Source organism: Nocardioides cynanchi (assembly GCF_008761635.1).
Taxonomy (GTDB): Bacteria; Actinomycetota; Actinomycetes; order Propionibacteriales; family Nocardioidaceae; genus Nocardioides; species Nocardioides cynanchi.
Window position 1 is genome coordinate 1236077 of record NZ_CP044344.1, and the last position, 26658, is coordinate 1262734.

Annotated in this window: 20 protein-coding genes; 5 read left to right on the forward strand and 15 right to left on the reverse strand. The window is 71.3% G+C overall.

Going from position 1 to position 26658, the window contains the following annotated elements; genetic code table 11:
• Window positions 1-15 precede the first annotated feature (15 nt).
• Window positions 16-1929: a 1-deoxy-D-xylulose-5-phosphate synthase gene (dxs, locus tag E3N83_RS06200; RefSeq protein ID WP_151082466.1), complete on the reverse strand. Its 1914-nt coding sequence runs from the start codon at window positions 1927-1929 to the stop codon at window positions 16-18.
• Between the two features lie 181 nt (window positions 1930-2110).
• Here dxs and E3N83_RS06205 point away from each other — a divergent pair, with 181 nt between their 5' ends.
• Entirely contained in the window at window positions 2111-3994 is a 1884-nt protein-coding gene (locus E3N83_RS06205; RefSeq protein ID WP_151082467.1) for a glycosyl hydrolase family 28-related protein, read from the forward strand.
• A gap of 16 nt (window positions 3995-4010) precedes the next feature.
• Here E3N83_RS06205 and E3N83_RS06210 read toward each other — a convergent pair whose 3' ends face one another.
• The 3 genes from E3N83_RS06210 to E3N83_RS06220 are packed head-to-tail and all read right to left on the reverse strand — an operon-like array spanning window position 4011 to window position 6877.
• Window positions 4011-4934, reverse strand: coding sequence for an SMP-30/gluconolactonase/LRE family protein (locus E3N83_RS06210; RefSeq protein WP_151082468.1), 924 nt, complete (start codon window positions 4932-4934; stop codon window positions 4011-4013).
• Window positions 4931-5788, reverse strand: a complete 858-nt coding sequence (locus E3N83_RS19755) for an NUDIX domain-containing protein (protein WP_202879335.1) — start codon at window positions 5786-5788, stop codon at window positions 4931-4933. The genes E3N83_RS06210 and E3N83_RS19755 overlap by 4 nt, the downstream gene beginning before the upstream one ends.
• 9 nt (window positions 5789-5797) lie before the next feature.
• Window positions 5798-6877, reverse strand: a complete 1080-nt coding sequence (locus E3N83_RS06220; protein ID WP_151082469.1) for a histone deacetylase family protein — start codon at window positions 6875-6877, stop codon at window positions 5798-5800.
• A gap of 71 nt (window positions 6878-6948) precedes the next feature.
• Between E3N83_RS06220 and E3N83_RS06225 the strand changes: the two genes are divergently transcribed.
• Entirely contained in the window at window positions 6949-8070 is a 1122-nt protein-coding gene (locus E3N83_RS06225; protein ID WP_151082470.1) for a P1 family peptidase, read from the forward strand.
• Window positions 8067-9989: a CocE/NonD family hydrolase gene (locus E3N83_RS06230; protein ID WP_151082471.1), complete on the forward strand. Its 1923-nt coding sequence runs from the start codon at window positions 8067-8069 to the stop codon at window positions 9987-9989. The genes E3N83_RS06225 and E3N83_RS06230 overlap by 4 nt, the downstream gene beginning before the upstream one ends.
• Before the next feature lie 22 nt (window positions 9990-10011).
• On the opposite strand, the gene E3N83_RS19470 is transcribed toward E3N83_RS06230, so the two are convergent.
• The 10 genes from E3N83_RS19470 to E3N83_RS06275 all read right to left on the reverse strand — a co-directional run bounded on the left by E3N83_RS19470 (window position 10012) and on the right by E3N83_RS06275 (window position 23123).
• Complete coding sequence (locus E3N83_RS19470) at window positions 10012-10155, reverse strand: hypothetical protein (RefSeq protein WP_191907979.1); 144 nt, start codon at window positions 10153-10155, stop codon at window positions 10012-10014.
• Window positions 10156-10288: 133 nt separating this feature from the next.
• Window positions 10289-11278 carry an electron transfer flavoprotein subunit alpha/FixB family protein gene (locus tag E3N83_RS06235; RefSeq protein WP_151082472.1) on the reverse strand — a complete coding sequence of 330 codons (990 nt, stop codon included), beginning with the start codon at window positions 11276-11278 and terminating at the stop codon, window positions 10289-10291.
• Window positions 11275-12051: an electron transfer flavoprotein subunit beta/FixA family protein gene (locus E3N83_RS06240; protein WP_151082473.1), complete on the reverse strand. Its 777-nt coding sequence runs from the start codon at window positions 12049-12051 to the stop codon at window positions 11275-11277. The genes E3N83_RS06235 and E3N83_RS06240 overlap by 4 nt, the downstream gene beginning before the upstream one ends.
• Complete coding sequence (locus tag E3N83_RS06245; RefSeq protein ID WP_151082474.1) at window positions 12051-14597, reverse strand: GcvT family protein; 2547 nt, start codon at window positions 14595-14597, stop codon at window positions 12051-12053. Before E3N83_RS06245 ends, E3N83_RS06240 begins: the two co-directional genes overlap by 1 nt.
• A gap of 158 nt (window positions 14598-14755) precedes the next feature.
• Entirely contained in the window at window positions 14756-15733 is a 978-nt protein-coding gene (locus E3N83_RS06250) for an ABC transporter substrate-binding protein (RefSeq protein ID WP_151082475.1), read from the reverse strand.
• A 54-nt stretch (window positions 15734-15787) separates the two neighbouring features.
• Window positions 15788-17893 carry an ABC transporter permease gene (locus tag E3N83_RS06255; protein WP_202879336.1) on the reverse strand — a complete coding sequence of 702 codons (2106 nt, stop codon included), beginning with the start codon at window positions 17891-17893 and terminating at the stop codon, window positions 15788-15790.
• Window positions 17890-18966, reverse strand: a complete 1077-nt coding sequence (locus E3N83_RS06260) for a quaternary amine ABC transporter ATP-binding protein (RefSeq protein WP_151082476.1) — start codon at window positions 18964-18966, stop codon at window positions 17890-17892. The genes E3N83_RS06255 and E3N83_RS06260 overlap by 4 nt, the downstream gene beginning before the upstream one ends.
• On the reverse strand, window positions 18963-20702 hold the full coding sequence (gene betA, locus E3N83_RS06265; RefSeq protein WP_151082477.1) for a choline dehydrogenase: 1740 nt from the start codon (window positions 20700-20702) through the stop codon (window positions 18963-18965). Before betA ends, E3N83_RS06260 begins: the two co-directional genes overlap by 4 nt.
• Window positions 20699-22195, reverse strand: a complete 1497-nt coding sequence (locus E3N83_RS06270) for an aldehyde dehydrogenase family protein (RefSeq protein ID WP_151082478.1) — start codon at window positions 22193-22195, stop codon at window positions 20699-20701. The genes betA and E3N83_RS06270 overlap by 4 nt, the downstream gene beginning before the upstream one ends.
• A 142-nt stretch (window positions 22196-22337) precedes the next feature.
• Entirely contained in the window at window positions 22338-23123 is a 786-nt protein-coding gene (locus tag E3N83_RS06275; RefSeq protein WP_151082479.1) for an IclR family transcriptional regulator, read from the reverse strand.
• 96 nt (window positions 23124-23219) lie between these two features.
• Here E3N83_RS06275 and purU point away from each other — a divergent pair, with 96 nt between their 5' ends.
• On the forward strand, window positions 23220-24101 hold the full coding sequence (gene purU, locus E3N83_RS06280) for a formyltetrahydrofolate deformylase (protein ID WP_151082480.1): 882 nt from the start codon (window positions 23220-23222) through the stop codon (window positions 24099-24101).
• Window positions 24102-24258: 157 nt separating this feature from the next.
• On the opposite strand, the gene E3N83_RS06285 is transcribed toward purU, so the two are convergent.
• Window positions 24259-25698 (reverse strand): trimethylamine methyltransferase family protein, encoded by a 1440-nt coding sequence (locus tag E3N83_RS06285; RefSeq protein WP_151082481.1) that lies wholly within the window; start codon window positions 25696-25698, stop codon window positions 24259-24261.
• A 149-nt stretch (window positions 25699-25847) separates the two neighbouring features.
• On the opposite strand from E3N83_RS06285, the gene E3N83_RS06290 reads away from it, so the two are divergent.
• Complete coding sequence (locus E3N83_RS06290; RefSeq protein WP_151082482.1) at window positions 25848-26633, forward strand: IclR family transcriptional regulator; 786 nt, start codon at window positions 25848-25850, stop codon at window positions 26631-26633.
• The last annotated feature ends 25 nt before the right edge of the window (window positions 26634-26658 follow it).

The window sequence follows — 26658 nt, forward strand, 5'->3', positions numbered from 1 at the left end:
GCCGCCCGCGTGACCTCAGTCGCGCGTGCGGGCGCTCTGGTCGGTGGCCGCGAGCGGCTCGTCGCCGTCGGCGGCGAGCCGCTCGACGATGCCGCGGGCGATGGTCTGAGCGGTCAGGCCGACCCGCTCGAGGATCGCGCTGCGCTCGGCATGGTCGAGGAACTCCTGCGGGATGCCGTGCAGCGAGAACGGCGTGGTGACGCCCTCGTCGGACAGGCGCTGGAGCAGGGCCGAACCCGCTCCGCCGACGCGGCCGTTGTCCTCGATGGTGACCACCAGACGGTGCTCCCGGGCCAGCCCGACCAGGGCGGGGTCGACCGGCTTGACCCAGCGCGGGTCCACGACGGTGACGCCGATGCCCTGGGCGGCCAGGCGGGCGCCGACGTCGACGGCGACGGACGCCATCGAGCCGATGCCGACGACCAGGACGTCCCGGGTACCGGTGCGGACCAGGACGTCGCAGCCGCCGGCCCGGTCGATCGCGGGGATCTCGTCGGGTGGCGCCCCCTTGGGCAGCCGCACCACCGTCGGCGCGTCGTTCACAGCGACGGCCTCGCGCAGCAGCTCGCGCACCCGGGCGCCGTCGCGCGGCGCCGCGATCCGCAGGCCCGGCACCACCTGGAGGATCGACATGTCCCACATGCCGTTGTGGCTGGCACCGTCGTTGCCGGTCACCCCGGAGCGGTCGAGCACGAAGGTGACGCCGCAGCCGTGCAGCGCGACGTCCATCAGCACCTGGTCGAAGGCCCGGTTGAGGAACGTCGCGTAGATCGCGACGACCGGGTGCAGGCCGCCCATGGCCAGGCCGGCCGCGCTGGTGACGGCGTGCTGCTCGGCGATGCCGACGTCGAAGGTGCGTTCGGGGTACGCCGCCGCGAAGCGGTCCAGCCCGACCGGGTACAGCATCGCCGCGGTGATCGCGACGAGGTCGCGCCGCTCGGAGCCGAGGGCGACCATCTCCTCGGCGAAGAAGTCGGTCCAGATCCGGCCCGCGGGCCGGGCCTCACCGGTCTCGACGTCGAAGGCGCCGATCTGGTGGAACTGGTCGGCCTCGTTGCGCTCGGCGGGGTCGTAGCCGAAGCCCTTGCGGGTGATCACGTGCACGATCACCGGCCCGCCGAACCGCTTGGCCTGGGCCAGGGCGTGCTCGACCGCGACCCGGTCGTGGCCGTCGATCGGCCCGACGTACTTCAGGCCGAGATCCTCGAACATGCCCTGTGGGGCCAGGGCGTCCTTCATGCCCTTCTTCATCGCGTGCAGCGCGTCGTACACGGCCGGGCCGACCCCGGGCACCTTGTTGAGCCGGGTCTTGACCTGGTCCAGGACCTCCTCGTAGCGAGGGTTGGTGCGCAGCGTCGCCAGGTGGGTCGCGAGACCGCCGACGGTCGGCTGGTAGGAGCGCCCGTTGTCGTTGACCACCATCACCAGCTTGCGGTCCTTGCCGACCGCGATGTTGTTGAGCGCCTCCCAGGCCATGCCGCCGGTGAGGGCGCCGTCGCCGATCACCGCCACGACGTAGCGGTCCTCGCCACGCAGCGCGTAGGCCTTGGCCAGCCCGTCGGCGTACGACAACGAGGTGGAGGCGTGGGAGTTCTCGACGAGGTCGTGCTCGGACTCGGCGCGGCTCGGGTACCCCGACAGACCCCCCTCGGTGCGCAGGGAGTCGAAGCGACCGATCCGACCGGTCAGCATCTTGTGCACGTAGGCCTGGTGGCCGGTGTCGAAGACCACGCGGTCACGCGGGGAGTCGAAGATCCGGTGGATGGCCAGGGTCAGCTCTACCACCCCGAGGTTGGGGCCGAGGTGGCCGCCGCGCGGGGCGCAGGTGCGGACCAGCTCGTCACGGATCTCGGAGGCCAGCGTGGTGAGCTGGGCGTCGGTGAGGTCGCGCAGGTCCGCAGGTCCGGTGACCCGCTCCAGCAGTCCCATCGGGGCCCCTTCGTACGACGGTCGGTGTCTGCCGAGTCTAGACGTGGAGGCCTGGCCGGCTGGTCCGGCACGGGCCGCTGCCGGCCCCGGCGGTAGCGTCCGGATGCCGGCCGAGGAGTTCGTCCCGCCTCGGTACGAATCAGGTCTTGTGCCCACTGCTCCCGACAGCCAAGGTCCGTCTATGACCCCCTCGCTCGGGCGGCGCCTGTCGCGCTCGGCCCGTCCCCTCCTGCTCCTCACCCTGCTCGCCACGATCGGCTTCCTCTGGACCGCTCCACCGTCCACCGCGGTGACGTCGTCCGGCGTGCTCCTCGCCCCCGCGGTCGCCGCGCCGGGCGACCCGGACCTGGGGCCGAACACCTATGTGTTCGACCCCTCGATGTCGGTCGACGAGATCCAGGCCACGGTGGACGCGGTGTCGAAGCAGCAGCTGGGAAACCAGTTCGGGACCGAGCGCGTGGCGCTGCTGTTCAAGCCCGGCACCTACGGGTCGGCGGCCCAGCCCCTGAACTTCGAGGTGGGCTACTACACCGAGGTCGCCGGTCTCGGCCGCAATCCCGGCGACGTCGTGATCAACGGGTCGGTGAACGTCTACAACCAGTGCGACAACGGCACGTGCATCGCGCTCAACAACTTCTGGCGCTCGCTGTCCAACCTCACGATCGACGTGACGAACCCCGCCTTCGGCTGCCACACCGGCGAGTTCTGGGCGGTCTCGCAGGCAGCGCCGATGCGGCGCGTCCACATCAACGGACTGACCACGCTGATGGACTACTGCAGCGGACCGTCGTTCGCCAGCGGCGGCTTCATCGCCGACTCGCGCTTCGACGGCGGCACCGTGGTCAACGGCTCGCAGCAGCAGTTCTACGTGCGCAACTCCGCCCTGGACGGGTGGACCAACGGCGTGTGGAACCAGGTCTTCTCCGGTGACACCGGCGCGGTGCCGGCCCAGTGCTTCCCGGCGGACGCCTCGTGCGGTGGCCCCTACACGACCCTCGCCACCACGCCGCAGAGCCGCGAGAAGCCGTACTTGTACGTCGACGGCTCCGGCGCCTGGCGGGTCTTCGTGCCCGGCGCCGCCGCCGGCTCGTCGGGTCCGACCTGGGACGCCGGCTCCGACACGCCCGGCCGCTCCCTGCCGCTCTCGTCGTTCTACGTCGCCCACCCCGGCGACTCGGCCGCGAACCTCGACAGCCAGCTGGCGCGCGGCAAGAACCTCCTGGTCACGCCCGGCGTGTACGACGTCGGCCGCACCCTCGACGTGAGGCGTGCCGACACCGTGGTGCTCGGGATGGGTCTGGCGACCCTGACCGCGACCCGTGGCGCCGTACCGCTGGCGATCGCGGACGTTCCCGGCGTGGACATCGCCGGGCTGACCATCGACGCCGGATCGACGGAGTCGCCTGCCCTGCTGCGGGTGGGGACGGCGCACGGCAAGAGGTCGAGTGCGGCCGACCCGACCGCCCTGCAGGACGTCTTCTTCCGGATCGGCGGACCTCACGAGGGCCGGGCGACCACCAGCCTCGTCGTGAACAGCGACCACGTCGTGCTCGACGACATCTGGGCCTGGCGCGCCGACCACGGCGCCGGTGTCGGCTGGACCCAGAACACCGCCGACACCGGCCTCGTGGTCAACGGTGACGACGTGAGCGCGACCGGTCTCTTCGTGGAGCACTACCAGAAGCACGAGGTGATCTGGAACGGCGAGCGCGGCTCGGTGGTCTTCTTCCAGAACGAGCTCCCCTACGACGTCCCGTCGCAGGCCGCCTGGCGCTCGACGCCGACCACCGACGGGTACGCGGCGCTGAAGGTCGCCGACCGCGTGCGCAGCTTCACCGGCGACGGCCTGGGCAGCTACAGCTTCTTCAACCAGGGGGTCGACATCTTCGCCGATCACGCCTTCGAGGTGCCGACCACGCCGGGTGTGCACCTGCACGACCTGCTGACGATCTTCCTCGACCCCAACAACGGGCGGGGTGGCATCCGCCACGTCGTCAACGACACCGGAGGCTCCTCGACGATCGCGAATCCCGACGTGCCGGTGACGCTGGTCGACTACCCCTGACCGCCCCTGCCGACGGTCAGAGGTCGACGACCGCGATCGCCGGCTCGTGGAGGCTGCCGAGCCAGACCCGTCCGTCGTGCTCGCGGACGCCGGTGACCATGTGGTAGCCGGCACCGGGAACGTCGACGTCGTGGACCAACCTGCCGGTGTCGTCGTAGGCCTGGGCGCGGACGGTGCGCTTCGGCTTCGGCTGGAGGGCCTCGGGGATCCGGGTCACGGCCCGCCGGACCGGCAACGGCGCACGCTGAAGCACCTCGACCACGGGGTCACGGGGCGAGGCGATGGTCACCCAGACCAGGCCGTCGCTGCCCCGGGCGATGTTGTCGGGGTAGCCGGGCAGGTCGGTCACCAGGAAGTCGCGCTCGCCGGCACGCGCGCCGGTCAGCCAGCGGCGTACGACGGTGCGCGCACCGGTCTCGGCGACCGCGACGTAGGACTCGTCCGCCGCCAGGGCCACGCCGTTGGCGAACGCGAGCCCGTCCAGCACGACCTCGACCTCACCGTCGGGGCCGAGCCGGAGCAGCCGGCCGGTGCGGGTGTCCTGGACGAAGTCGTCCTTCCAGCGGTCGATCCCGAAGTGCACCGACGAGTCGCTGAACCAGACCGTGCCGTCGGATGCGATCGCCGCGTTGTTGCAGAAGACCATCGGCACACCGTCGACCCGGTCGGCGACGGCCTCGATCGCGCCGGTGGAGGGGTCGACGCGGAGCAGGCCTCTCCTGGCGTCGCACACCAGCAGCCGGCCGTCGAGGTCGAGCTCGATCCCGAGCGGTCGACCGCCCGTGTCGGCGACCTTCGCGATCCGGGCCCCGTCGTGGCTGACCCGCCAGATCGCGCCGTCCTCGGTCCCGGTGAAGACCGCACCCTCGTCCGGCCCTGTCGTCGCCACGACGACGTCCTCCGCGCCCGGGCTCGGGACCTGGAACACCTGCATCGTCATCCGCACATCCTTCGGTACTCCTCGGAGTCGAGGAAGGCCGGCACCACCAGCACGGCCGACATGGTCAGGTCCAGCCCGCGGGCCCGCTCGGGTGCCACGAAGACGATCTGCCGGCCCTCGTGACACTCGACGTCGGCATCGGTCAGGTCGACCCGGGCGACGTAGATGTGGTTGCTGTCCACGGAGCCGTAGTGCGGGTGGTAGACGGCGAGCTCGGTGAACAGCCGGAGCGTGCCGGGTGGCAGCCGGATCCCGGTCTCCTCCCGGAGCTCGCGGAGGGCACCGGCCTCGGGGTCCTCGCCGGGGTCGAGGTGCCCGCCCGGCATCCCCCAGGTCTCGGGGTCGATCGGTGCGTGCTCGTCGCGCTCCTGGAGCAGCAGTCGGCCCTCGGCGTCGACGAGGATCACGCAGGCGAACGCCCGCGGCTCGCGGCGACCGAAGCGCTGCACGTACGACGGGCTGCCGATCACCCGCGGCAGGGCCACCGCGAGGGCCCGGTTCCAGTCGAGGGTGTGGACGGTCATGGGGTCGACGAAGACGATCTGCCGGCCCTCGTGGCACTCCACGTCCGCATCGCTCAGGTCGGTGAAGGCGGTGAAGAGCACGACGTCGTGGCTCTCGGCGCAGCCGGCGCAGTAGAAGGTGAAGTCGCCGACCCGGTCGAGGTCGATGCCGGTGAGGCCGGTCTCCTCCTCCAGCTCACGACGGGCGCCGGCGGCGTCGTCCTCTCCCTCGTCGATGCCGCCGCCGACCATGCCCCACCGGTCAGGGTCGACCGGTGCGCCCTCGTCGCGCTCCTGGAGCAGGAGTCGGCCGCGCGAGTCGACCAGGACGACGGCGGCGATACGGCGCATGCCTCGACGCTAGCGGCCGACGCCGCCCCGGTGCCCGTCGAGGTACGCCGCCACCAGTCCGCCGAGGCTGGGCAGGTGGTAACCGCCCTCCTGCACGACCACGGCAGGCAGGCCGAGACCGCCGAGCACCTGACCGGCGGCGTGGTAGCCGTCCGCGGTGACCAGCAGCGGGCTCTCGGGGTCGTCGGCCGAGGCGTCCACCCCGAGCGAGACCACGAGGGCGTCGGCACCGGCTACCCACTCGGCCAGCACGCGGACGCCCTCGAGCCAGGCGTCGTCGCCGGTGCCCTCGGGCAGGGGGAGGTTCCGGTTGTGGCCCTCCCCTGCCGCAGCGCCGGTCTCGGAGGCGTGGCCGAACCAGTGCGGGAACCAGCCCGCGCCGGGGTCGACGTGCAGCGAGGCGTAGCGGACATCGGCCCGCTCCCAGAAGATCGCCTGCGTGCCGTTGCCGTGGTGGGCGTCGAGGTCGACCACCGCCACCGTCGCCGGGCCGGCGTCGCGCAGCGCCTGCGCGGCCACGGCAGCGTTGTTGAGGTAGCAGGAGCCGCCGTAGCCCTCCCGGGTGGCGTGGTGGCCGGGCGGGCGACACAGGGCGTACGCCGTCGGGGTCTCCACGTCGCCCGACGGCCGGGAGCCGGTGACCACGTCGACGGCGGTGAGGGCACAGTCCACCGCGGCCCGGGCCGCCTCCCAGGTGCCCGGCCCGACCAGCGTCATCGTGTCGTAGCAGTACTCCCCCGCCCGGGCGTGCGTGGCGACGGCCGGGGTCGGCGTCATGCCCTGGGTCAGGGCGGGCGTCGGGAAGGCGTACGGCACGACCCGGCTCTGGGCGACCAGCTCGTCGTACGGTCCCCGCAGCCACGCGGCGTGCACCGTGCGCAGGTGGTCGACGTACGCCGGCGCGTGGACCCGGCGCAGCACGTCGTCGTCGTGGGGCGTGGCACCCACCAGGGGGTGGCCGGAGAGGGTCTCGACGATCTGGTCGACCCGGGCCGGCACCTCGGTGCCCTCGGTCGGCACGCCGACCCACACCTCGCGCTGCGGATCGTGGCGGCGGGTCTCGGGAGACCACACGACCGGGATCGTCATGGCAGGAGTCTGGCAGGTGGTCCCGACTCCGCTCGACCACCGAAAGCACCACTTACTGGTTGGATGAGCCCATGCCGCGCGCCCGAGACCTAGGGATCGTCATCGGGGCCCTGCCGACCGGTCCGACCAACTCCGTCCTCGACGTTCCGGGGGTCGGCCTCGGCCACACCACCGTCCACCGCGACGAGCCCGATCCGCCCGCCGGTCGCGGCGTGGCGCGCACCGGGGTCACCGTGCTGGTGCTGGCCGAGGACGCCTTCAGCCGGCCGCTCCCGGCCGGCGGCGCGGTGCTCAACGGCGCCGGGGAGTGCACCGGCTTCATCACCGCCGCCGAGTGGGGCTCCGCGGAGACGCCGGTGTACCTGACCTCCACCCTGCAGCTGGGGCGTGTCTACGACTCGGCGTGCCGGATCGAGCTCGAGCACAACTCGTCGTCGGCGACCGACTTCGTGATCCCCGTCGTCGCGGAGTGCGACGACTCCTGGCTCAACGACGCCCGCCGGATGCAGGTCGAGCACGAGGACGTGGTCGCGGCCTGGCAGGCAGCGCTGGCCGCACGCGGGTCGCAGACGCCACCCGACGAGGGTGCGGTCGGGTCCGGTACCGGGATGTCGTGCTTCGACTTCAAGGGCGGCATCGGCACGGCGTCGCGGGTCGTGCAGGTCGGCGAGGCCGAGCACACCGTCGCCGTCCTGCTGATGACCAACTTCGGCTCCCGCGAGGAGTGCATCGTGAACGGCGTTCCCGTCGGACGCAGGCTCGGGCCGGTGGTGTCGACGGGCTCGACCGATGCAGGCGGCGTCGGGAAGGCGCCGGCCGGCTCGTGCATCGGAATCGTGGTCACCGACGCGGCCGTCGACGGGGCGTCGTGCGCCCGGCTCGCCCGCCGGGTCGGGCTCGGGCTGGCCCGGGCCGGGTCGGTGGCGCACCACGGCAGCGGTGAGATCTTCATGGCGTTCGGCACCGGCCTCCGGCTCGACCGCGACGGCAGACCCGATGGCACCCCGGTCGTGACCGGCCGGGCCCTCGACCCGCTGTTCGCAGCGGTCGTCGAGGCCTCGGAGGAGGCGGTCCTGAACTCCATGTTCGCCGCCCCCACCGTGGTGGGGCGGGCCGGCAACACCAGCCCGACGATCCACACACCCGAGATCCTGGAGCTGGTCTCGACCGGCTCGAAGGGCGGCCGGCCATGAGGGTCGAGGAGACCCGGATCCCCGTCCGGGACGGCCTGTTCCTGGCCGCGACGCTGTACCTGCCCGACCAGTCCGCGGGCCCGCAGCCCTGCCTGGTGGAGGCCCTGCCGTACCGCAAGGACGACCTGACGTCGTCGTACGCCGCGAGCTACGAGTCGCTGTGCGAGCGCCACTCGTACGCCGTGTGCCGGATCGACGTGCGGGGCACCGGCTCCTCGCCGGGTGACGCGCTCGACGAGTACCAGGAGGCAGAGCAGACCGACCTGCCCGACGCGATCGCCTGGCTGGCTGAGCAGCCGTGGTGCGACGGACAGGTCGGGATGTGGGGCACGTCGTACTCCGGCTTCAACTCGCTCCAGATCGCCTGCGAACGGCCGCCGGCGCTCAAGGCGATCTGCGCGATCTACGCCACCGACGACCGCTGGACCGACGACGTGCACTGGCGCGGCGGGGCGCTGCGGCTGGTCGACCTCGTCGACTACGACCACTACATGACGCCGATGTGCGTGCTGCCGCCCGTGCCGGCCGTCTGGGACTCCCCCGACGGCCGGAGCTGGTACGACGAGTGGCTGCGGCGGCTGGAGACCAACGAGCCGTGGGTGCTGACCTGGCTGCGGGAGCACCGGCACGGCGCCTACTGGGACCACGGGTCGCTGCGTCTCGGGGGCACGACCGCGGGCTACGAGCGGATCGCGTGCCCGACGATGATCGTGGCCGGCTGGGCAGACGGCTACCGCAACAACTCCTTCCGCACGGTGGCCGAGCTGGCCCGGCACGGCACCCCGCACCGGCTGCTGGCCGGACCCTGGGCGCATGCCGACCCGACCACCGCGATGCCCGGCCCCCGGATCGACTTCGAGGCCGAGCTGGTCGCGTGGTTCGACCGCTGGCTGCGCGGGCGCGGTGACCACGAGGACCGCTGCGACGTCTTCGTCCGCTCCTCCACCCGGCCCGAGATCGACCTGGACCTGCACGACGGCGCCTGGTTGACCCTGCCGTCGGTGCCGCCGGTGACCGAGGCGACCCTCGACCTGACCGCACCGGTGTCGCTCGAGGTGGCGCCCGACGTCGGCACCGCGGCCTGGATCGACTGCGCCGGCCACCTGCCGTGGGGGCTGTCGGGCGACCAGCGGCTCGACGACGAGCGCTCCGTCACCTGGGAGATCGACCCGCCACCCGGACCGGTCGTCGGCCACCCGGTGCTCCGCGCCCGGGTCTGGGCGACGGTCCCGGCCGCGTCGTTGTCGGTCAAGGTGTGCGACGTCTTCCCGGACGGCACCTCCGCGCTGGTCACCCGCGGCACCCTCGACCTGACCTACCGCGACGGCGTGCACGGCGAGCCGTCCCCGCTGGTGCCCGGCCGTGAGTACGAGGTCGAGGTGGTCCTGGACGCCTGCGCCTACCAGTGGGCGCCCGGGCAGACCCTGCGGGTCTCGGTGGCCGGCTCCGACTGGCCCAACACCGTCGCGCCCCCGGAGCCGGTGACGCTGCACCTGCGGACGGCGTCACTGACCCTGCCGCTGCTCGACGAGGGGGACTACCCGACGCCCGGCTTCGGCCCGGGCGCCGAGCACTCGTCGGAGTCGGTCGAGGGGGTCAGCTGGTCGATCCACCACGACGTGCTGGCCCGCAGGACGTCGGCGACGACGCGCTCCGACAGCCGCTACCTCACGCCGTACGACGGCACAGCGCACGAGCTCTACCTCGGCGAGGTGAGCGTCGACCGGCGCACCTTCGCCCAGCGCGCGGACGCGCACACGACGTTCGAGCTGACCTGGCCCGGCACCGAGGTGGTGGTCCGGTCCGGGATGACGGTGGACGTCACCGCGGCGGGGTACGACGTGCGGATCTGGACGCACGCGGCCCACAACGGCGAGGAGATCAGCTCCCGCACCTGGCAGGAGTCGATCCCGCGCTGAGTGCCGGTGACAGCCGAGCGGCCTACTCCAGGCCCTCGGCGGCGACCACCGCAGCGGCGATGCAGCAACAGTCGTCACCCGCGTCGTCGTCGGCGACGCACACGTGGGTGCGGTCGGGCTCCTCGGCGGCCAGGTCGTCCAGGGCACGGAACATCGCGATCGTCACTGCAGGCTTCCTCTCGTCGGTCACCTCCACGGTGACACGGCGCTCGGGTCGGCGCAGGAGGCCAACGACACCCAGCGACGGGACCGGCGGCCCCTGCGCGACGGACTCTCGGCGGCGCGAGCGACGTCGAGGGTCAGGCGCCGCGACGGCGCCGGATCTCGGCGTTGATCGCCGGCACGACCTCGTGCAGGTCGCCGATCACGGCGTACGACGCCTTGGTCACCATCGGCGCCTCGGCGTCGGTGTTGATGGCCAGGATCGTCTTGGCGCTCGAGCAGCCGGCCCAGTGCTGGATCGCGCCGCTGATGCCGCACGGGATGTAGAGCTCGGGCGAGATCCGCACCCCCGTCTGGCCGACCTGCTCGTGGTGCGGCCGCCAGCCAAGGGAGGTGACCACGCGGGAGACCCCGAGCGAGCCGCCCAGCAGGTCGGTGAGCTCCACCAGGTCGGCGAAGCCCTCGCTGGACCCGGCGCCACGACCGGCCCCGACGACCACCCGGGCCGACTTCAGGCCGCCGGCCTCGTCCGGCGGGGCCGGGTCGGAGGACACCACGCGGGCCCGGAGGTCGTCGGCCGACACCTCGGGTGAGCTCTCGACCAGCTCGGCGTCGACCGGCTGGTCGGCGGGGGCCGCCTCCACAGCGTGACCGGCCACGGTGAACACCGCCGGCCGCTGGTCGAGCTGCATCTCCTCCAGCGCCGCACCGCCCACGACCTGACGGGTCACGGTGAACGGCGACAGACCACCGAACGACGTCACGTTCGCCGCCATCGCCACCCCTGCGCGGGCCGCGAGATGGGCCAGCACCTCCATGCCCCGCGGCGTACCGGCGGCCATCACGACCACCGAGGCCGCGGTGGCGCGGACACCCTGGACCGCGGAGGCCCAGGCCGCACCGGAGTAGGCGCCGAAAGCGTCGCCGGTGACGTGGTGCACGCGTCGTACGCCGTGACTGCCGAGCGACTGCACGACGCCCGGGAGGTCGGCGGCGGACGGACCGACGAGGACCGCGTCGATCGGCACCCCGCCGCCGGCGGCGGACAGGGTGCGGGCGAAGGTGACCGCCTCACGCGACACCTCGGTGGCGCCGGAGGCATCGGTCTCCACGAAGACCAGGATCATCGGGCCAGCACCCCCAGGGTCTCGAGCAGGTCGACCACGGCCGGCGCCGCCTCGGCACCGGTGCCGAGGATCTGTACGTCGCTCGGTTGCGCGGGTGGGAGCAGCAGGCGCACCCGCTTCGGCCCGGCCGGCTCGGCCGCCAGCTCGCGCTCCTCGATCAGGATCTTCTTGGCCTTCAGCCGGCCCGGGACACCGGGGTAGCGGGGCTCGACGCCGCCCTCGAGCACGGTGACCACGGCGGGCAGGGAGACGCGGTAGGTCTCGCGTCCGTCCGGGCCCTCGCCGCTGGCGACGACCTCGTCCCCCTCGACGGCCAGCGTCGAGACGCCGTTCACGACCGGCCAGCCGAGCTCGTAGGCGAGCCGGATGCCGACCTGGAAGTCACCGGAGTCGGCCGCGTCGTTGCCGAGCAGGACGAGGTCGTGGCTCTCCCCCGTCGCCGCGTGGTCGCGGACCACGGCCGCGATCTCGCGGGCCACGTCGGCCGGGCCGAGCCGGGAGGAGTCGGCGACGACGTGGGTGGCCGACGTGCACCCCAGCGCCAGGGCGGTGCGCAGCTGCTCGACCGCCTCCGCCTCGCCGATGGTGAGCACCGCGGCGCTGCCCTCGGTCGACGCGGCGGCCTGGATGGCCAGCTCCACGGCGCACTCCTCGTGGGCGCTGGTGGTGAAGCCCGCGAACCGACCGTCGACCGCCTGGGCGTCCTCGGTGAGCACGACCTCACCGGAGGAGTCGACCACCCGCTTCACGCAGACCAGGACCGACGCCCCCATCAGCGGAGCCGCTCGTTGGCCGGGTCGAGCAGCGGCGTGGCATCCACCGAGCCGACGGTCACCGGGTAGAGCTCCTCCATGTACGACACCGCCAGCTCGTTGCCGATCCGCGCCTCGTCGACCGGCAGGTAGGCCATCAGCACGTGCTTGCCCAGCGAGGGAGCCGAGCCGGCGCTGGTGACGTAGGGGTGGTGGCCGTGCCCGTCGGTCAGCGCGCCGCCGTCGCGGGTCAGGATCGGCTCGCCGCCGAGCATGTAGCGCTTGGTCCCGGACGCGGAGGTGTGGTCGTCGACGGTCAGCGTGCACAGGACCGAGGCGGCGGGCGCCTCGCGCTGGGCGAGGTAGGCGTCGCGGCCCACGAAGTCCGCCGCCTTGACCTTGGGCCGCTGCATGCCGGCCTCCACGATGGTCCGCTCGGCGTCGAGCTCCGCGCCGTACGCGCGATAGCCCTTCTCGATCCGGCCGGTGGTGCCGTACACACCGATCCCGACCGGCACCGCACCGTGCGGGCGACCGGCCTCGAGCAGCGCCTCCCAGAGGGCCGCGGCGTCGGACATCGCGACGTAGAGCTCCCAGCCCAGCTCGCCGACGTAGGAGATCCGCGACGCCAGCACGGTGACCGTGCCGCCACCGGCGACGCGTACGGCGAGCTCGCGGCAGGTCAGGAAGCCGAAGCCCGCGTCGCTCAGGTCGTCGTCGGCCAGGCTGCTGAGGATGTCGCGGGCCCGCGGCCCCCACAGGCCGATGGTCGAGACCTCGTCGGTGCGGTCGGTCAGCGTGGTGGAGGCGTCGGGCGAGACCTGCGCGAGCTGGTCCCCGAAGGTCTTGCGGTCGGCCATGCCGTGGGCGCCACCGGTGACCACGCGGAAGTGGTCGTCGCCCAGGCGCATCACGGTGAGGTCGGACAGGAAGCCACCGCGTGCGTCGAGCACCGGCGTGTAGATCACCTTGCCGACGGCGACGTCGCACTGCGCGACGCAGGTGCGCTGCACCGCGGCCAGCGCCTCGGGTCCCTCGATGTCGAAGACGCAGAAGGCGCTCAGGTCGACGACCCCGGCGGCCTCGCGCATCCGCAGGTGCTCGGCGTTGATGATCGGGCTCCACCAGCGCGCGTCCCACTCGTGCTCGCGGGGCATCACGGCGTCGCCGTACTGCTCGAGGAGCTCGGCGTTGGACTCGTACCAGAACGGGCGCTCCCAGCCGGCGGTCTCGTAGAACACCGCGCCGAGCTTCTTCTGTGACTCGTTCATCGGCGAGAGCCGCTGGTCGCGGTCCGACTCGTACTGCTCGCTGGGGTGGATGATCCCGTAGGTCTTGATGAACGACTCGGTCGTGCGCAGCCGGGTGTGCTCGCGGCGGCCCTGGTGGGCGTGGAACCGGGCGATGTCGCTGTGGTGGATGTCGATCTCCGACCAGCCCTGCGTCATCTGCTCGGCGACCGCGCGGCCGACGCCGGGACCCTCCTTGATCCAGACCGCGGCCGCGGTCCAGAGACCGCCGACCTCGCTCTCGCCCAGGATCGGGTTGCCGTCGCAGGTCAGCGAGAGCAGGCCGTTGATGGCGTAGCGCATCTCGGCGCCCTCGGCACCGAGGAGCTCCGGCATCAGCTCGTAGGCCTGCTCCAGCTGCGGGTCGAAGTCGTCGGAGGTGAAGGGCATCTCGGTCGGGGACAGCTTCGACTGCTCGATGGTCGGGATGTCCTCGGGCTCGTGCAGGATCGCGCGGTGGGCGTAGGAGCCCACCTCCATGTCGGCGCCGTGCTGGCGCTCGTAGCAGAACGTGTCCATGTCGCGGACGATCGGGAAGGAGATCTCACCCTCGCGCTCGGCCAGCTGGGGACACGGGCCCACGCTGATCATCTGGTGCACGGCCGGGGTGAGGGGGATCTTGATGCCCGCCATGTCGCCGATCTTGGGGCTCCACACGCCGCACGCGATCACCACGGTCGAGGTCTCGATGTCACCCTCGCTGGTGCGCACCCGGGTGATCCGGCGTCCGGTCGGGGTGTCCTCGACGTCGAGGCCGAGCACCTCGACGTTGGGGACGACGGTCAGCGCGTCGAGCGCCATTGCCTCCTCGCGCATGATCGTGCCGGCCCGCAGCGAGTCGACGACGCCGACGCCGGGGGTCCAGAACGCGCCGATGAACTGGTCGGTCTCGATGAACGGGACCTTCTCCTTGACGAACTCCGGGCTGACCAGCTCGGACTCGATGCCCCAGGCGCGGGCGCTCGACATCCGGCGGCGCAGCTCCTCCATCCGCTCCTCGGTGCGGGCGATCTCGAAGCCACCGCACTGGGTGAAGACGCCCATCTCCTGGTACTGCCGCACGGAGTCCAGGGTCAGGTCGGCGATCTCGCGCGAGTGGTCCACGGTGAAGATGAAGTTCGAGGCGTGCCCGGTGGACCCGCCGGGGTTGGGCAGCGGGCCCTTGTCCAGCTGGACGATGTCGCGCCAGCCGAGCCGCGCCAGGTGCTGCACGAGGCTGTTGCCGACGATGCCGGCCCCGATCACGACGACGCGGGCGGTGGGAGGAACGGTGGCCATGGACTTCCTCGATCTCTGCCGGCGGGCTCCGCCGTACGGATGCTACGGATGTTGCGCTATGTGCAACATAAAGCGTGATACGGAACAGGATAAACCATCACGGGTACCCGGCCGGGTGTCAACCCGGCCGGGTACCGGTGTCAGGTCCGGTCAGCCGGTCAGCTGGTGGCGCCGGTCCCCTGCAGCCAGGCGGCGACCTTGTCCGGGTTGGCGTCGATCCACTTCTGGGCGGCGTCGGCCGGCTTCATCCCGTCCTTGGCGATGTACTGCGAGACCAGGTTCTGGTCGTCGTTGGTCCAGTTGAAGTTCTTGACCAGCGTGGCCGCCGGCGACCCGGAGTCGTCGAACTTCTTCGAGATCAGCTTGTTCAGGTGGTACGGCGGGTAGTCGCAGGCCACCTTCGCGGGGTCGGAGTCGCAGCCCGGCGTGTACTTGGGCAGGTTCACCTTGACCAGCTTCATCTCCGAGAAGAACCACTGCGGCTCGTAGAAGTACGCCAGCAGCGGCGTCTTGTTCTTCTCCGCGCTGCGGAAGCTCTGGATCAGCGCCGCCTCGCTGCCGCCGACCACGACCTGGTAGTTCAGGTTGAGGTTCTTGACCAGTGCCTCGTCGTTGGTGACGTACGACGGGTCGCCGTCGAGCAGCTGGCCCTTGCCCCCGGACTCACTGGTCTTGAACATCGAGGCGTACTTGTTAAGGTTCTTCCAGTTGGTGATGTCGGGGTACTTCTGGGCCATCCACGGCGGTACGTACCAGCCGATGATGCCTTCGTTGCCGGTCTGGCCGGCGTCCACCACGGTCTTCTGGTCGGTGATGTACTTCTTGACCAGGTCGGCGTGGCCCCAGTTCTCCAGGATCGTGTCGATCGTGCCGCTGGACATGCCCTGCCAGCCGACCTCCTCCTTCACGTTCTTGTAGCTGACGTTGCAGCCGAGCTTGGAGGCGGCGAGGTCGCCCACGACGTAGGCGTCCGAGACGTAGCCGGTCCACGGGTTGACCGCGATGTTGAAGTTGCCGCAGGCCTTGGTCCCGCCCGCGGTCGTGTTGTTCTTGATGCCTCCGCCGCCGCAGGCGGTCAGCAGCAGTGCTGCCGCTGCCACCACCCCGAACAGTCGGACCTGGGTGGTTCTTCTCATGCGATTCCTTCTTCCGTCGGGTTCCGTGTGTTGATCCAGGAGGCTGTGCTGTGCTCAGGCGCGGCCGTATCTGGCAGCCGTGTAACGGGCGACTCGATCCAGCATCACCCCCAAGGCGGTGATGGCGATGCCGGCCGCCAGGCCCTTCCCGAACAGCTGGTCCTGCGAGAACCCCGAGACGACGAGGTAGCCGAGGCTGCCGCCGCCGACCAGACCGCCGATCACCACGACGGACAGCACGTAGAGCAGGCCCTGGTTGGTCGCGAGCACGAGGGACTCGCGGGCCATCGGGATCTGGACCTTGAGGATCATCTGCCAGCTGGTGATGCCCGAGGCCTGAGCCGCCTCCACCGTGGTCGCCGAGACGCCGCGGATGCCGTCGGCGACGAGCTTGGTCGCGATCGGTACGCCGTACGCCACCGCCGCCACGATCGCGGTGAAGCGGCTCGCACCGAACAGCGCCAGCGCAGGCACCAGGTAGACGAACGACGGGATCGTCTGGAAGGTGTCGAGGAACGGCCGGACCCAGACGTCGATGAGTCGGTTGCGTCCCATGGCGACACCCAGCACGACCGCGCTGATCATCACCAGGATGGTGGCGACCAGGGTCATGGTCAGGGTGATCATCGTGTCGTTCCACAGGCCGGTGCCCAGGATGATCGCCAGGCACACCGCGACCGAGACCAGCGCCCGCCAGCCGCCGAGGACCAGCCCGGCCGCCAGCAGCACGAACGCCATCAGCCACCACGGCGAGTTGGCCATCAGGTTCTGCAACGGGTTGAGGAGCCCGTAGGAGACCGCGTTCTTGAAGCCCGTGGTGACCGTGTCCACGTGGTTGACGAACCAGTTCACGAAGTCGTTGACCTTCGCCGCCAGGTCGGTGCCGACGTTCCAGGACTCGGGGAACAGCGCGAGGTTGAGGTACTGACGGGAGAGGTAGACCGCGACCAGCACGGGGACCACGGCCAGGCCGAGCACGAGGCGGCGCATCAGCGCCGAGGGCCGGCGTCGGGCGACCCGGTGGTCCTGGCTGGCCCAGCGGGGAAGCCGCTCCAGCACGACGCTGGTCATCATCACACCCATGCCGGACACCGACGCGATCCGGCCCTGCACGTGCTCACGACGCTCGCTGGCCGCGGTCGTGGTGCGGTCGAGCATGATCGCGATCGCCACGATCAGCATGCCCGAGACGGTCGCGGTGCCGACATCGAGGTTGGTCAGGGCGTTGCTCACGTCCTGGCCGAGGCCGGGGCCCGCCACGAACGCCGCGATCACGGCCATCGAGAGAGCCGCCATCGTGCACTGGTTGAGACCGACCACGATCGTGCGCCGGGCCATCGGCAGCTGGACCTTGCGGAGCAGCTGGCGGGTGGTCAGCCCCATCGACCCCGCCGCCTCGATCGTCGACTCCGGCACGGTCCTGATGCCGTGCTCGGTGATCCGGACCAACGGGGGCAGCGCGTAGATGAAGGTGAGCACCACCGCCGCGGACGGGCCGATGCCGAAGATCAGGGACAACGGTGAGAGGTAGGCGAACGACGGCATCGTCTGCATCACGTCGAGCACCGGCGTCACTGCGGCCGACAGCCACCGGCGCCGGGACATCGCGATGCCGAGCGGGAGCCCGACGATGACGCAGGCCACGACCGAGATCACGGTGATGATCAGGGTGTCCACGCCGTCCTGCCAGAATCCACCGAACCCGAAGAGCATGACCGTGACGGCCACCACGAGGGCGTAGCGCACTCCGGCCGCGGCCAGCCCGATCCAGGCCAGCAGCGCGACCACACCGATCCAGCCGATCTCGGGCACCGGCCGCGGCGGCGACGGGACGCTCACCCACGACTGGAGCTTCGCGACCAGCCAGTTGAAGAAGTCCGTGATGTTGCCGATCACGCCGTGGAAGAACCAGTTGGTCTGGGCCGAGGCCTGGATGCTGTCGCGCAGGTGGTTGATCCAGGTGTGGAAGCCGTTCAGCTGCTGGAACGGGACCGCGAGCGTGGCGTGGCCCCGGAACAGCAGCCAGCCGACGACCCACACCACGGCGACCGCGCCGAGCTTGAGACCGGTACGACGCTTCTCGACCGGAGCGGCCCGCGGCTGTTCCTCCTTGGGAACAGCCGGCCCGGGCCGCGACTCGGAGGTCACGAGCACGCTCACGACCGGTGCTCCTCCGCCACCACGACGCGGAGGATGTCCTCGTCGTCCACGACGCCGACCACCTTGTCGCCGTCCACGACCCGGCACGGCCCCCGGTTGTCGAGCACCGCCCGTGCCGCTTCGCGCACGACCTGGTCGGCCTGGAGTGCCGGGCCCTCGATGGCCTCGTCGCCGTTGACCGGGCGCATCACCCACTTCAGGGTCAGCACGTGCGACTTGGGGACGTCGGAGACGAAGTCGCGCACGTAGTCGTCGGCCGGAGCCCCGACGACCTCGTCGGGCCGCCCGACCTGGACGACCTCGCCGTCGCGCATGATCAGGATCCGGTCGCCGAGCTTGAGCGCCTCGGCCAGGTCGTGGGTGATGAAGACCATCGTCTTGCCCACCTCGTGGTGCAACCGGATGACCTCGTTCTGCATGTCGCGCCGGATCAGGGGGTCGAGGGCCGAGAACGGCTCGTCGAAGAGGAGCACGTCCGGGTCGGCCGCCAGGGCCCGGGCCAGGCCCACGCGCTGCTGCATGCCGCCGGAGAGCTGGTCGGGGTAGGACCGCTCGTAGCCGGAGAGGCCGACCAGGTCCACCATCTCCTGCGCCCGGTCGCGTCGCTCGCTGCGGTCCTCGCCGCGGACCTCGAGGCCGAAGGCGATGTTGTCGAGCACCTGGCGGTGCGGCAGGAGGCCGAAGTGCTGGAAGACCATGCCGACCCGCTTGCGACGCAGGTCGCGCAGTGCCTTCTCGTCGGCACTGGTGACCTCGTCGTCGCCCAGGTGCACCGTCCCGGCGGTCGGCTCGATCAGGCGGGTCAGCATCCGGACCAGGGTCGACTTCCCAGAGCCGGACAGGCCCATCACCACGAAGACCTCGCCGGGTGCGACCTCGAACGAGACGTCCTTGACGGCCATCACGCAGCCGGTCTTCTCCTGGAGGTCCTTACGCGAGAGATCGGCGTCGGGGGTACCGATGATCTTCTCGGAGCGGTTGCCGAAGATCTTCCAGAGGCCGTCCACCTTCAGGGCGGGGTCGGTGGAGCCGCCGGTGGTGGCCCGGGCGGGCTCGATCGTGGGCGCGGTCATCTGGCGACCTCCTGGGTGCCGGCCGGATCGGCCGGGTCGGCTGCCGGAACGGCGTTGCGGCCGTCGCCGGGCGGGTAGAGCGGCATGCGGTCGCGATGCCGGTAGTAGAGGACGTCGGCGGCGGGCAGGGGTGTGCGGCCGGCGATCAGGTCGGCCGCCTTCTCGGCGACCATCATCACCGGGGCGTAGATGTTGCCGTTGGTGACGTAGGGGAACACCGACGCGTCCACGACGCGCAGCCCTTCGGTGCCGTGCACGCCCATGGTGGTCGGGTCGACGACCGAGAGGTCGTCGGTGCCCATCCGGGCGGTGCACGAGGGGTGCAGAGCGGTCTCCGCGTCGCGGCGTACCCAGTCCAGGATCTCGTCGTCGGTCTCGACCGACGGGCCGGGCGAGAGCTCGCCGTCGTTGTACGCCGCGAACGCCGGCTGGTTGAGGATGTCGCGCGCCACCCGGACGGCCTCGACCCACTCCCGCCGGTCGTTGGCCGTGGACAGGTAGTTGAACAGGATCGAGGGATGCTCACGCGGGTCGGTCGAGCGGATCCGGACGTGGCCCCGGGTGTCGGCGTACATCGGCCCGACGTGCACCTGGTAGCCGTGGCCCTCGGTGGGCGCCGACCCGTCGTACCGGATCGCGACCGGCAGGAAGTGGAACATCAGGTTCGGGTAGTCGACGTCGTCGTTGCTGCGGCAGAAGCCGCCGCCCTCGAAGTGGTTGGTCGCGCCGAGCCCCCTGCGGTGGACCAGCCAGTTGTAGGCGATCCCGGGCCGGGCCCGCCAACGCAGACCGGGGGCGATGGAGACCGGCTGCTTCGAGGCGTACTGGATGTAGACCTCGAGGTGGTCCTGGAGGTTCTCCCCGACTCCCGGTGAGTGGTGTACGACGTCGATGCCGAGCCGACGCAGCAGGGCCTCGTCGCCGACACCGGACAGCTGGAGGAGCTGAGGGGTGTTGAAGGCACCGCCGCACAGGATCACCTCGCCGGCGCCGATGCTGCGCTTGCGGCGGCCGGGCAGCTCGCAGTCGACCCCGACCGCCCGCTTCCCCTCGAAGCGCACCCGGGTGACCAGGGTGTTGGTGAGGACGTCGAGGTTGGGCCGGTCCTGCACGGGGTGGAGGTAGGCCCGGGCGGCCGAGAGCCGCCGACCGCGGTGGATGTTGCGGTCGAACCGCGCGAAGCCCTCCTGGCGGTAGCCGTTCACGTCGTCGGTGGCCGGGTAGCCGGCCTCCACTGCGGCCCGGAAGAACGCCGTGAACAGCGGGTTGTCCGCCGGGCCGCGCTCGAGCACCAGCGGCCCGTCACCGCCGCGCCAGTCGTCCGCTCCGGCCAGGCAGGTCTCCATGCGCTTGAAGTAGGGCAGGCAGTGCAGGTAGTCCCACGTCTCCATGCCCGGGTCGGAGGCCCAGCGCTGGTAGTCCAGCGGGTTGCCGCGCTGGAAGATCATCCCGTTGATGCTGCTGGAGCCGCCCAGGACCTTGCCGCGCGCGTGGTAGACGGTGCGGCCGTTCATCGCCGGCTCGGGATCGGTCTCGTAGCGCCAGTCGTAGAACCTGCTGCCGATCGGGAAGGGCAGCGCCGCCGGCATGTGGATGAACGGGTCGATCCGGTAGTCCGAGCGGCCGGCCTCGAGCACCAGCACGCTGGTCCCCGGGTCCGCTGAGAGCCGGTTGGCCAGCGCCGAGCCGGCCGAGCCGCCACCGACGATCACCACGTCGTACCGGTCGCGCTTCATCGCGCCTCGTCGCTCGAGCCGGCCACGCCACCGAACCACCGTTGCGCCTGGGGGCGGATGTTGTGCCAGATGTGCTTGGTCTCGCGGTACTCCTCCAGCCCCGCCTGCCCGAGCTCGCGGCCGATGCCGGACTGCTTGTAGCCGCCCCACTCGGCCTGGGCGACGTAGGGGTGGTAGTCGTTGATCCAGACCGTGCCCATCCGCAGCCGGTTGGCCACGCGCTGGGCCTTGCCGGCGTCCTGCGTCCACACCGCGCCGGCGAGGCCGTAGATGCTGTCGTTGGCGATCGCGACCGCGTCGTCCTCGTCGGCGAACGTCTCCACGGTGAGGACCGGCCCGAAGGACTCGTCCTGGGTCACCGACATCGCGCTGGTGCAGCCGTCGAGGATCGTCGGCAGGTAGTAGAAGCCCTCGGCGAGCGCGGGGTCGTCGGGTCGGGCGCCACCGCAGCGCAGGACGGCGCCCTCCGCGATCCCGGCGGCGACGTAGGCCTCGACCTTGTCGCGGTGGGCGGCACTGGTCAGCGGGCCGGTCTCGGCCTTCTCGTCGAAGGGGCCGCCCAGTCGGATGGTGCCGGCGCGGGCGACCAGCTCGTCGACGAACTCGTCGTGGATCGACTCCTCGACGAGCAGCCTGGCCCCGGCGGAGCAGACCTGGCCGGAGTGCAGGAACACCGCGGTGAGGGCGAGGTCGAGCGCCGCCCCGCGGTCGGCGTCCGCGAAGACGATGTTGGGGTTCTTCCCGCCGAGCTCGAGCGCGATCCGCTTCACGGTGCCGGAGGCCGCGGCCATCAGGGAACGTCCGGTGGCCAGTCCGCCGGTGAACGAGACCAGGTCGACCCGGGGGTCGACGGCCAGCGGCGCGCCGGCGTCCATGCCGGCGCCCAGGACCAGGTTGCCGACGCCGGGTGGCAGCCCGGCCTCCTCGAGCAGGCGCATCAGGTGGATGGCGGTGTGCGGGGTCAGCTCGCTCGGCTTGAGCACGAAGGTGTTGCCGGCCGCCAGGCAGGGCGCGACCTTCCAGGAGACCTGGAGCAGGGGGTAGTTCCACGGCGTGATCAGGGCGCAGACCCCGACCGGCTCGTGGACGATCCGGCTGACGACATCGGGGTTGCCGGTGTCGACCACGCGGCCCGACTCCTCGGCAGCCACCCGCCCGTAGTGACGTACGACGGAGACCACGTCGGCAACGTCGTACTCGCTCTCGACCAGGCGCTTGCCGGTGTCCAGCGACTCGGCCCGGGCAAGGACGGCTGCGTCCCGCTCGAGCAGGTCCGCCAGCCGGAGCAGCAGGTCGCCGCGCTCACGAGCGGAGGTCGCCGGCCACGGACCCTCGTGGAAGGCCCGGTGAGCGGCCCCGATCGCGGCCGCGGTGTCGTCGGCCGACGCCTCGTCGACGGTGCCGACCAGGGTGCCGTCCGCCGGGCAGCGGATCTCGCGGCGGCCGCCCTGGCGCGCGGTCGACCACGCTCCGTCGACGTACAACTCCGCCATGATCCGGGCTCCATCCCTGCGCATGGTGTTGCGCGAACCGCAACCAGCCGCCTCCTTCGCAACCCGTTGCGATAGCAGTGAGGATGGTGCGACGAGCCCGCCACGTCAAGGATCGCCGGGATGTGGTCCGGCGACGCAGCGGCTAGCGCTGACCCCAGCCGAGCCGGTGCGAGACCTCGAGGGCGGCCTCGGTCAGCTGCTTGACCACGGCGCGCAGCGCCTCCTCCGGCAGCCGGAACGTCGGACCCGACACGCTCATCGAGGCGATCACGTCGCCGTGCGCGCTGCGGATCGGGGCCGCAGCGGCGGCCAGACCGATCTCGAGCTCGTCGACAGCGACGGCGTAGCCGTCCGCGCGCACCCGCTCGAGCTCGGCGCGAAGCGCGGCCCGGCTGGTGATCGTGTGCGAGGTGTAGCGGGTCAGCTCCCCCACGCTGGCGTCGACCGCCGCGTCGTCCAGCCCGCCGAGCAGGACCTTGCCGTTGCTGGTGGCGTGCAGGGGGATGTGCTGACCGACCCAGTTGTGCGGCTGGAGCGCGGACGAGCCGGCGACCTGGTCGAGATAGAGGGCCGAGTGCTCGGAGAGCACGGCGATGTTGACCGTCTCGCCGGTCGCGGCGGCCAGCGCACGGCAGACCGGCCGCGCCTCCTGGACGATGTCGAGCCGGGCGGTCGTCGCGCCGGCCAGGCGCAGGATGCCGACCCCGAGGCGGTACTTCCCGCGGTCGGAGGTCTGCTCGACCAGCCGGTGGGACTCCAGCGTGGCAGCCAGCCGGAACGCGGTGCTCTTGTGGACGCCGAGCTCGGCGGCCAGCTCGGTGACCCCGGCCTCGCCCAGCCGGGCCAGGCTCTCCAGGATCGCCAGGGCGCGGTCGACGGACTGGACGCTGGCACCCTCGGTCGCCACACTGGCCCCGTTGTTGCTCATGCTGCAACCCTAGCGGAACCTTGTTGCGCATCACAGATTGTGTATCTTCAGGCGCAACATCTCGGCTCATCGATCTCGACTGCAGGAGCATGCCGCATGAGCTCGTCCATCCCTCCGGCCGGCAACCCGCTGGGCGACTTCGTGCTGCGCCTGGTCTGCCCCGACCGCCCCGGGATCGTCCACGCGGTCACCGGCTGGCTCGGCTCCCACGGCGGCAACATCGTGGAGAGCCAGCAGTTCGGCGACGCGCTGGCCGGGCGGTTCTTCATGCGGATCGGCTTCACCGCGGACCAGCCGGCGACCGCCGACGGTCTGCGGGCGGACTTCGCCTCGGTCGCGGAGTCGTTCGGCATGGAGTTCGAGCTCTGGGACTCGGCCGCGCCGTACCGCACCCTGATCATGGTCTCCAAGCACCTGCACTGCCTCAACGACCTGCTCTTCCGGGCCAGCACGGACTCGCTCCAGATCGAGATCCCGGCCGTGGTCTCCAACCACCCCGACGCCGAGGCGCTGGTGCGGTCCTACGGCCTGGACTTCCACCACATCCCCGTGACTCCGGAGACCAAGGCGGTCGCCGAGAAGGAGCTGCTCGGCCTGGTCGACGAGCTCGACGTCCACGTCGTCGTCCTCGCTCGCTACATGCAGGTGCTCTCCGACGAGACCTGCCGGACGCTGTCCGGGCGGGCGATCAACATCCACCACTCGTTCCTGCCGAGCTTCAAGGGCGCCCGGCCCTACCACCAGGCCTTCGACCGCGGCGTCAAGCTGGTGGGGGCGACCGCGCACTACGTGACCGGCGACCTCGACGAGGGTCCGATCATCGAGCAGGACGTGATGCGGGTCGACCACGCGTCCAGCCAGGACGACCTGGTCGCCGCAGGGCGCGACGTCGAGGCCCAGGTGCTGGCGCGCGCCGTACGGTGGCACTCGCAGTCGCGGGTGATGCTGAACGGGCACCGCACGGTCGTCTTCCGCTGACCCGGGGGCGCGTGCCAGTCTGCGCCGACTCGGCGTGCTTCCCGTGCCTCGTTGTGCCGACTCGGCGTGCTTCCCGTGCGTCTTTGTGCCGACTCGGCGTGCTTCGCGTGCCTGTTTGTGCCGACTCGGCGTGCTTTGTGTGCCTGTTTGCGCCGACTCAGTCGCCGAGCTCGGCCCGGCGGCGGACGACGTACTCCTCGAGCTCCTGGCGGACGGCGTCGTCCAGGGCCGGCGGGACGAACTCCTGGAGGCGGGTGCGGTAGATGTGCCCGGCCCGCTCGGCGGCGTCCTGGCCACCGTTGCGGCTCCAGCGCTCGAAGTTCTCCGACGACGAGAGCAGCGGGCGGTAGAAGCAGGTGCGGAAGCGCTCCATGGTGTGCATCGCCCCGAGGAAGTGACCGCCGTGGCCGACCTCCTCGTGCGCGCCGAACGCCATCGAGTCCTCGTCGATCTCCAGCGGGGTGAACTCCACCTGGAGCATCTGGAGGATCTCCACGTCGACCACGAACTTCTCGTAGCCGGCCACCAGGCCGCCCTCGAGCCAGCCGGCGGAGTGCATCACCCAGTTCGCTCCGGCCAGGAAGGTCGGCAGCATGGTCATCAGGGCCTCGTAGCCCGCCTGGGCGTCCGGGGTCTGCGACGACGTCAGGCCGCCGCCGGTGCGGAAGGGCAGCCCGAAGTGGCGGGCGATCTGGCCGGTGCAGAGCAGGCCGATGCCGGACTCCGGCGTGCCGAACGTCGGCGAGCCCGACTGCATGTCGATGTTGGACAGGAACGACCCGAAGATCACCGGGGTGCCGGGCCGGATCAGCTGGGACAGCGCGATGCCGGACAGGGCTTCGACGATCTGCTGCACGAGGGCGGCCGGGATGGTCACCGGGGACATCGCGCCCATCAGGATGAAGGGCGTCAGCACCACGGGCTGGCCGGCGCCGGAGTACTCGAACTGCGCCTCCAGCATCCGGTCGTCCCAGCGCAGCGGGGAGTTGCAGTTGATCAGCGAGATCGTGGCCGGCGTCGTCTCGATCGACTTGCGCGAGCCGAACAGGATCTCGGTCATCGCGATCGTGTCGCGGGCGTTGACCCCGGAGACCACGTTGCCCATGTAGACCTTGTCGGTCAGCGTCTGGAGCGCGTAGGTCATGTCGAGGTGCCGGCTGTCGAGGGGCGCGTCGTTGGGCTCGCAGATCACGCCGCCGGCGGAGTCGAGCGCGTCGAAGGACTGTGCCAGGCGGGTGAAGTTGCGGAAGTCGTCCATCGTCGCGTCCCGGCGCACGGCGCCCTCCCGGACGAACGGCGGGCCGTAGACCGAGCCGAACGCCATCGAGTCCCCACCGATGTGGATGCTGTGCTCGGGGTTGCGGGCCTGGACGTCGAACTCGCGCGGGGCCTTGGCCACCTGGGCGAGCACGAAGTCGGGGTCCAGGAAGACGGTGTTGTCCTCGACCCGCTGGCCGGCGTCGCGGAACAGCTGCAGCGCGCGCTCGTCCATGAACTCCACGCCGATCTCGGTCATCAGCCTGCGCCAGCCGCGATCCAGGGTGGCCATCGCCTCCTCGGAGAGGATCTCGTAGCGCGGCATGCGGTTGTGGAACATCGAGCCTCCTGCAGGCGGACGGGACACGAGCGGTCGGACGGGCGGACCACGACACCGGCCGGCCGGCCTTGACGTGATCCGCGTCGCATCCTAGCCTCATCATGTGGGACGACCGTTCCACATGATGGAACTCCAGTGGGCAGGACCCGATGAGCCCAGCACCGGCCACGACCCGGGCTCCCGCCGCGAGCGGGACCCAGGCGGTCGACCGCGCCGCGCTCCTGGTCGCCACGGTCGTGCACGCCGACGAGCCGCTCAGCTTCGGCGAGCTCCAGGACGAGTGCGGGCTGCCGAAGTCGACCACCTCGCGGATGCTGACCGCGCTCGAACGGTCCGGCCTGCTCGAGCGCGACGAGGGCGGCTCCTACGTCGCCGGCCGCCTGTTCTGGCTCTACGCGATCCGGCACGACCGCTGGCAGGAGCTGGTCCGGCTGGCCCGCCCGACGATGACCACGATCGGCCAGGAGACCGGCGAGACGGTGCACCTGAGCATCCGCCGGGGCGCCCGCGTCGTGCAGGTCGCCCAGGTCGACGCCCGCTACCTGCTCGGCAGCCGTGACTGGACCCAGGTCGAGGTGCCGCCGCACTGCTCGGCCCTCGGCAAGGTCTTCTACGCGTGGGGCGGACTGGCCGTGGCCATGCCCCTCGAACGTCGTACCGACGCCACCGTGACCGACCCCGAGGCCCTGCGCCGCGACGTACGCCGCTGCGTACGCCGGGGCTGGGCCACCACGGTCGACGAGCTCGAGCTCGGGCTGAGCGGCATCGCGGTGCCGGTGCACGGCTCTCGCGAGCTGGTCGCGGCGCTCGGCATCTCGGGGCCCACGCCCCGGCTCCAGGGTCGCCACGACGAGCTCGGCCACGCCCTCTCGGAGCACGCCCACGACCTCTCCCGGCTCCTGCGCGGACGCGCCCGGGCCGAGGGCGTGGCATGACCATCCACCCCACCCAGGGTCAGCC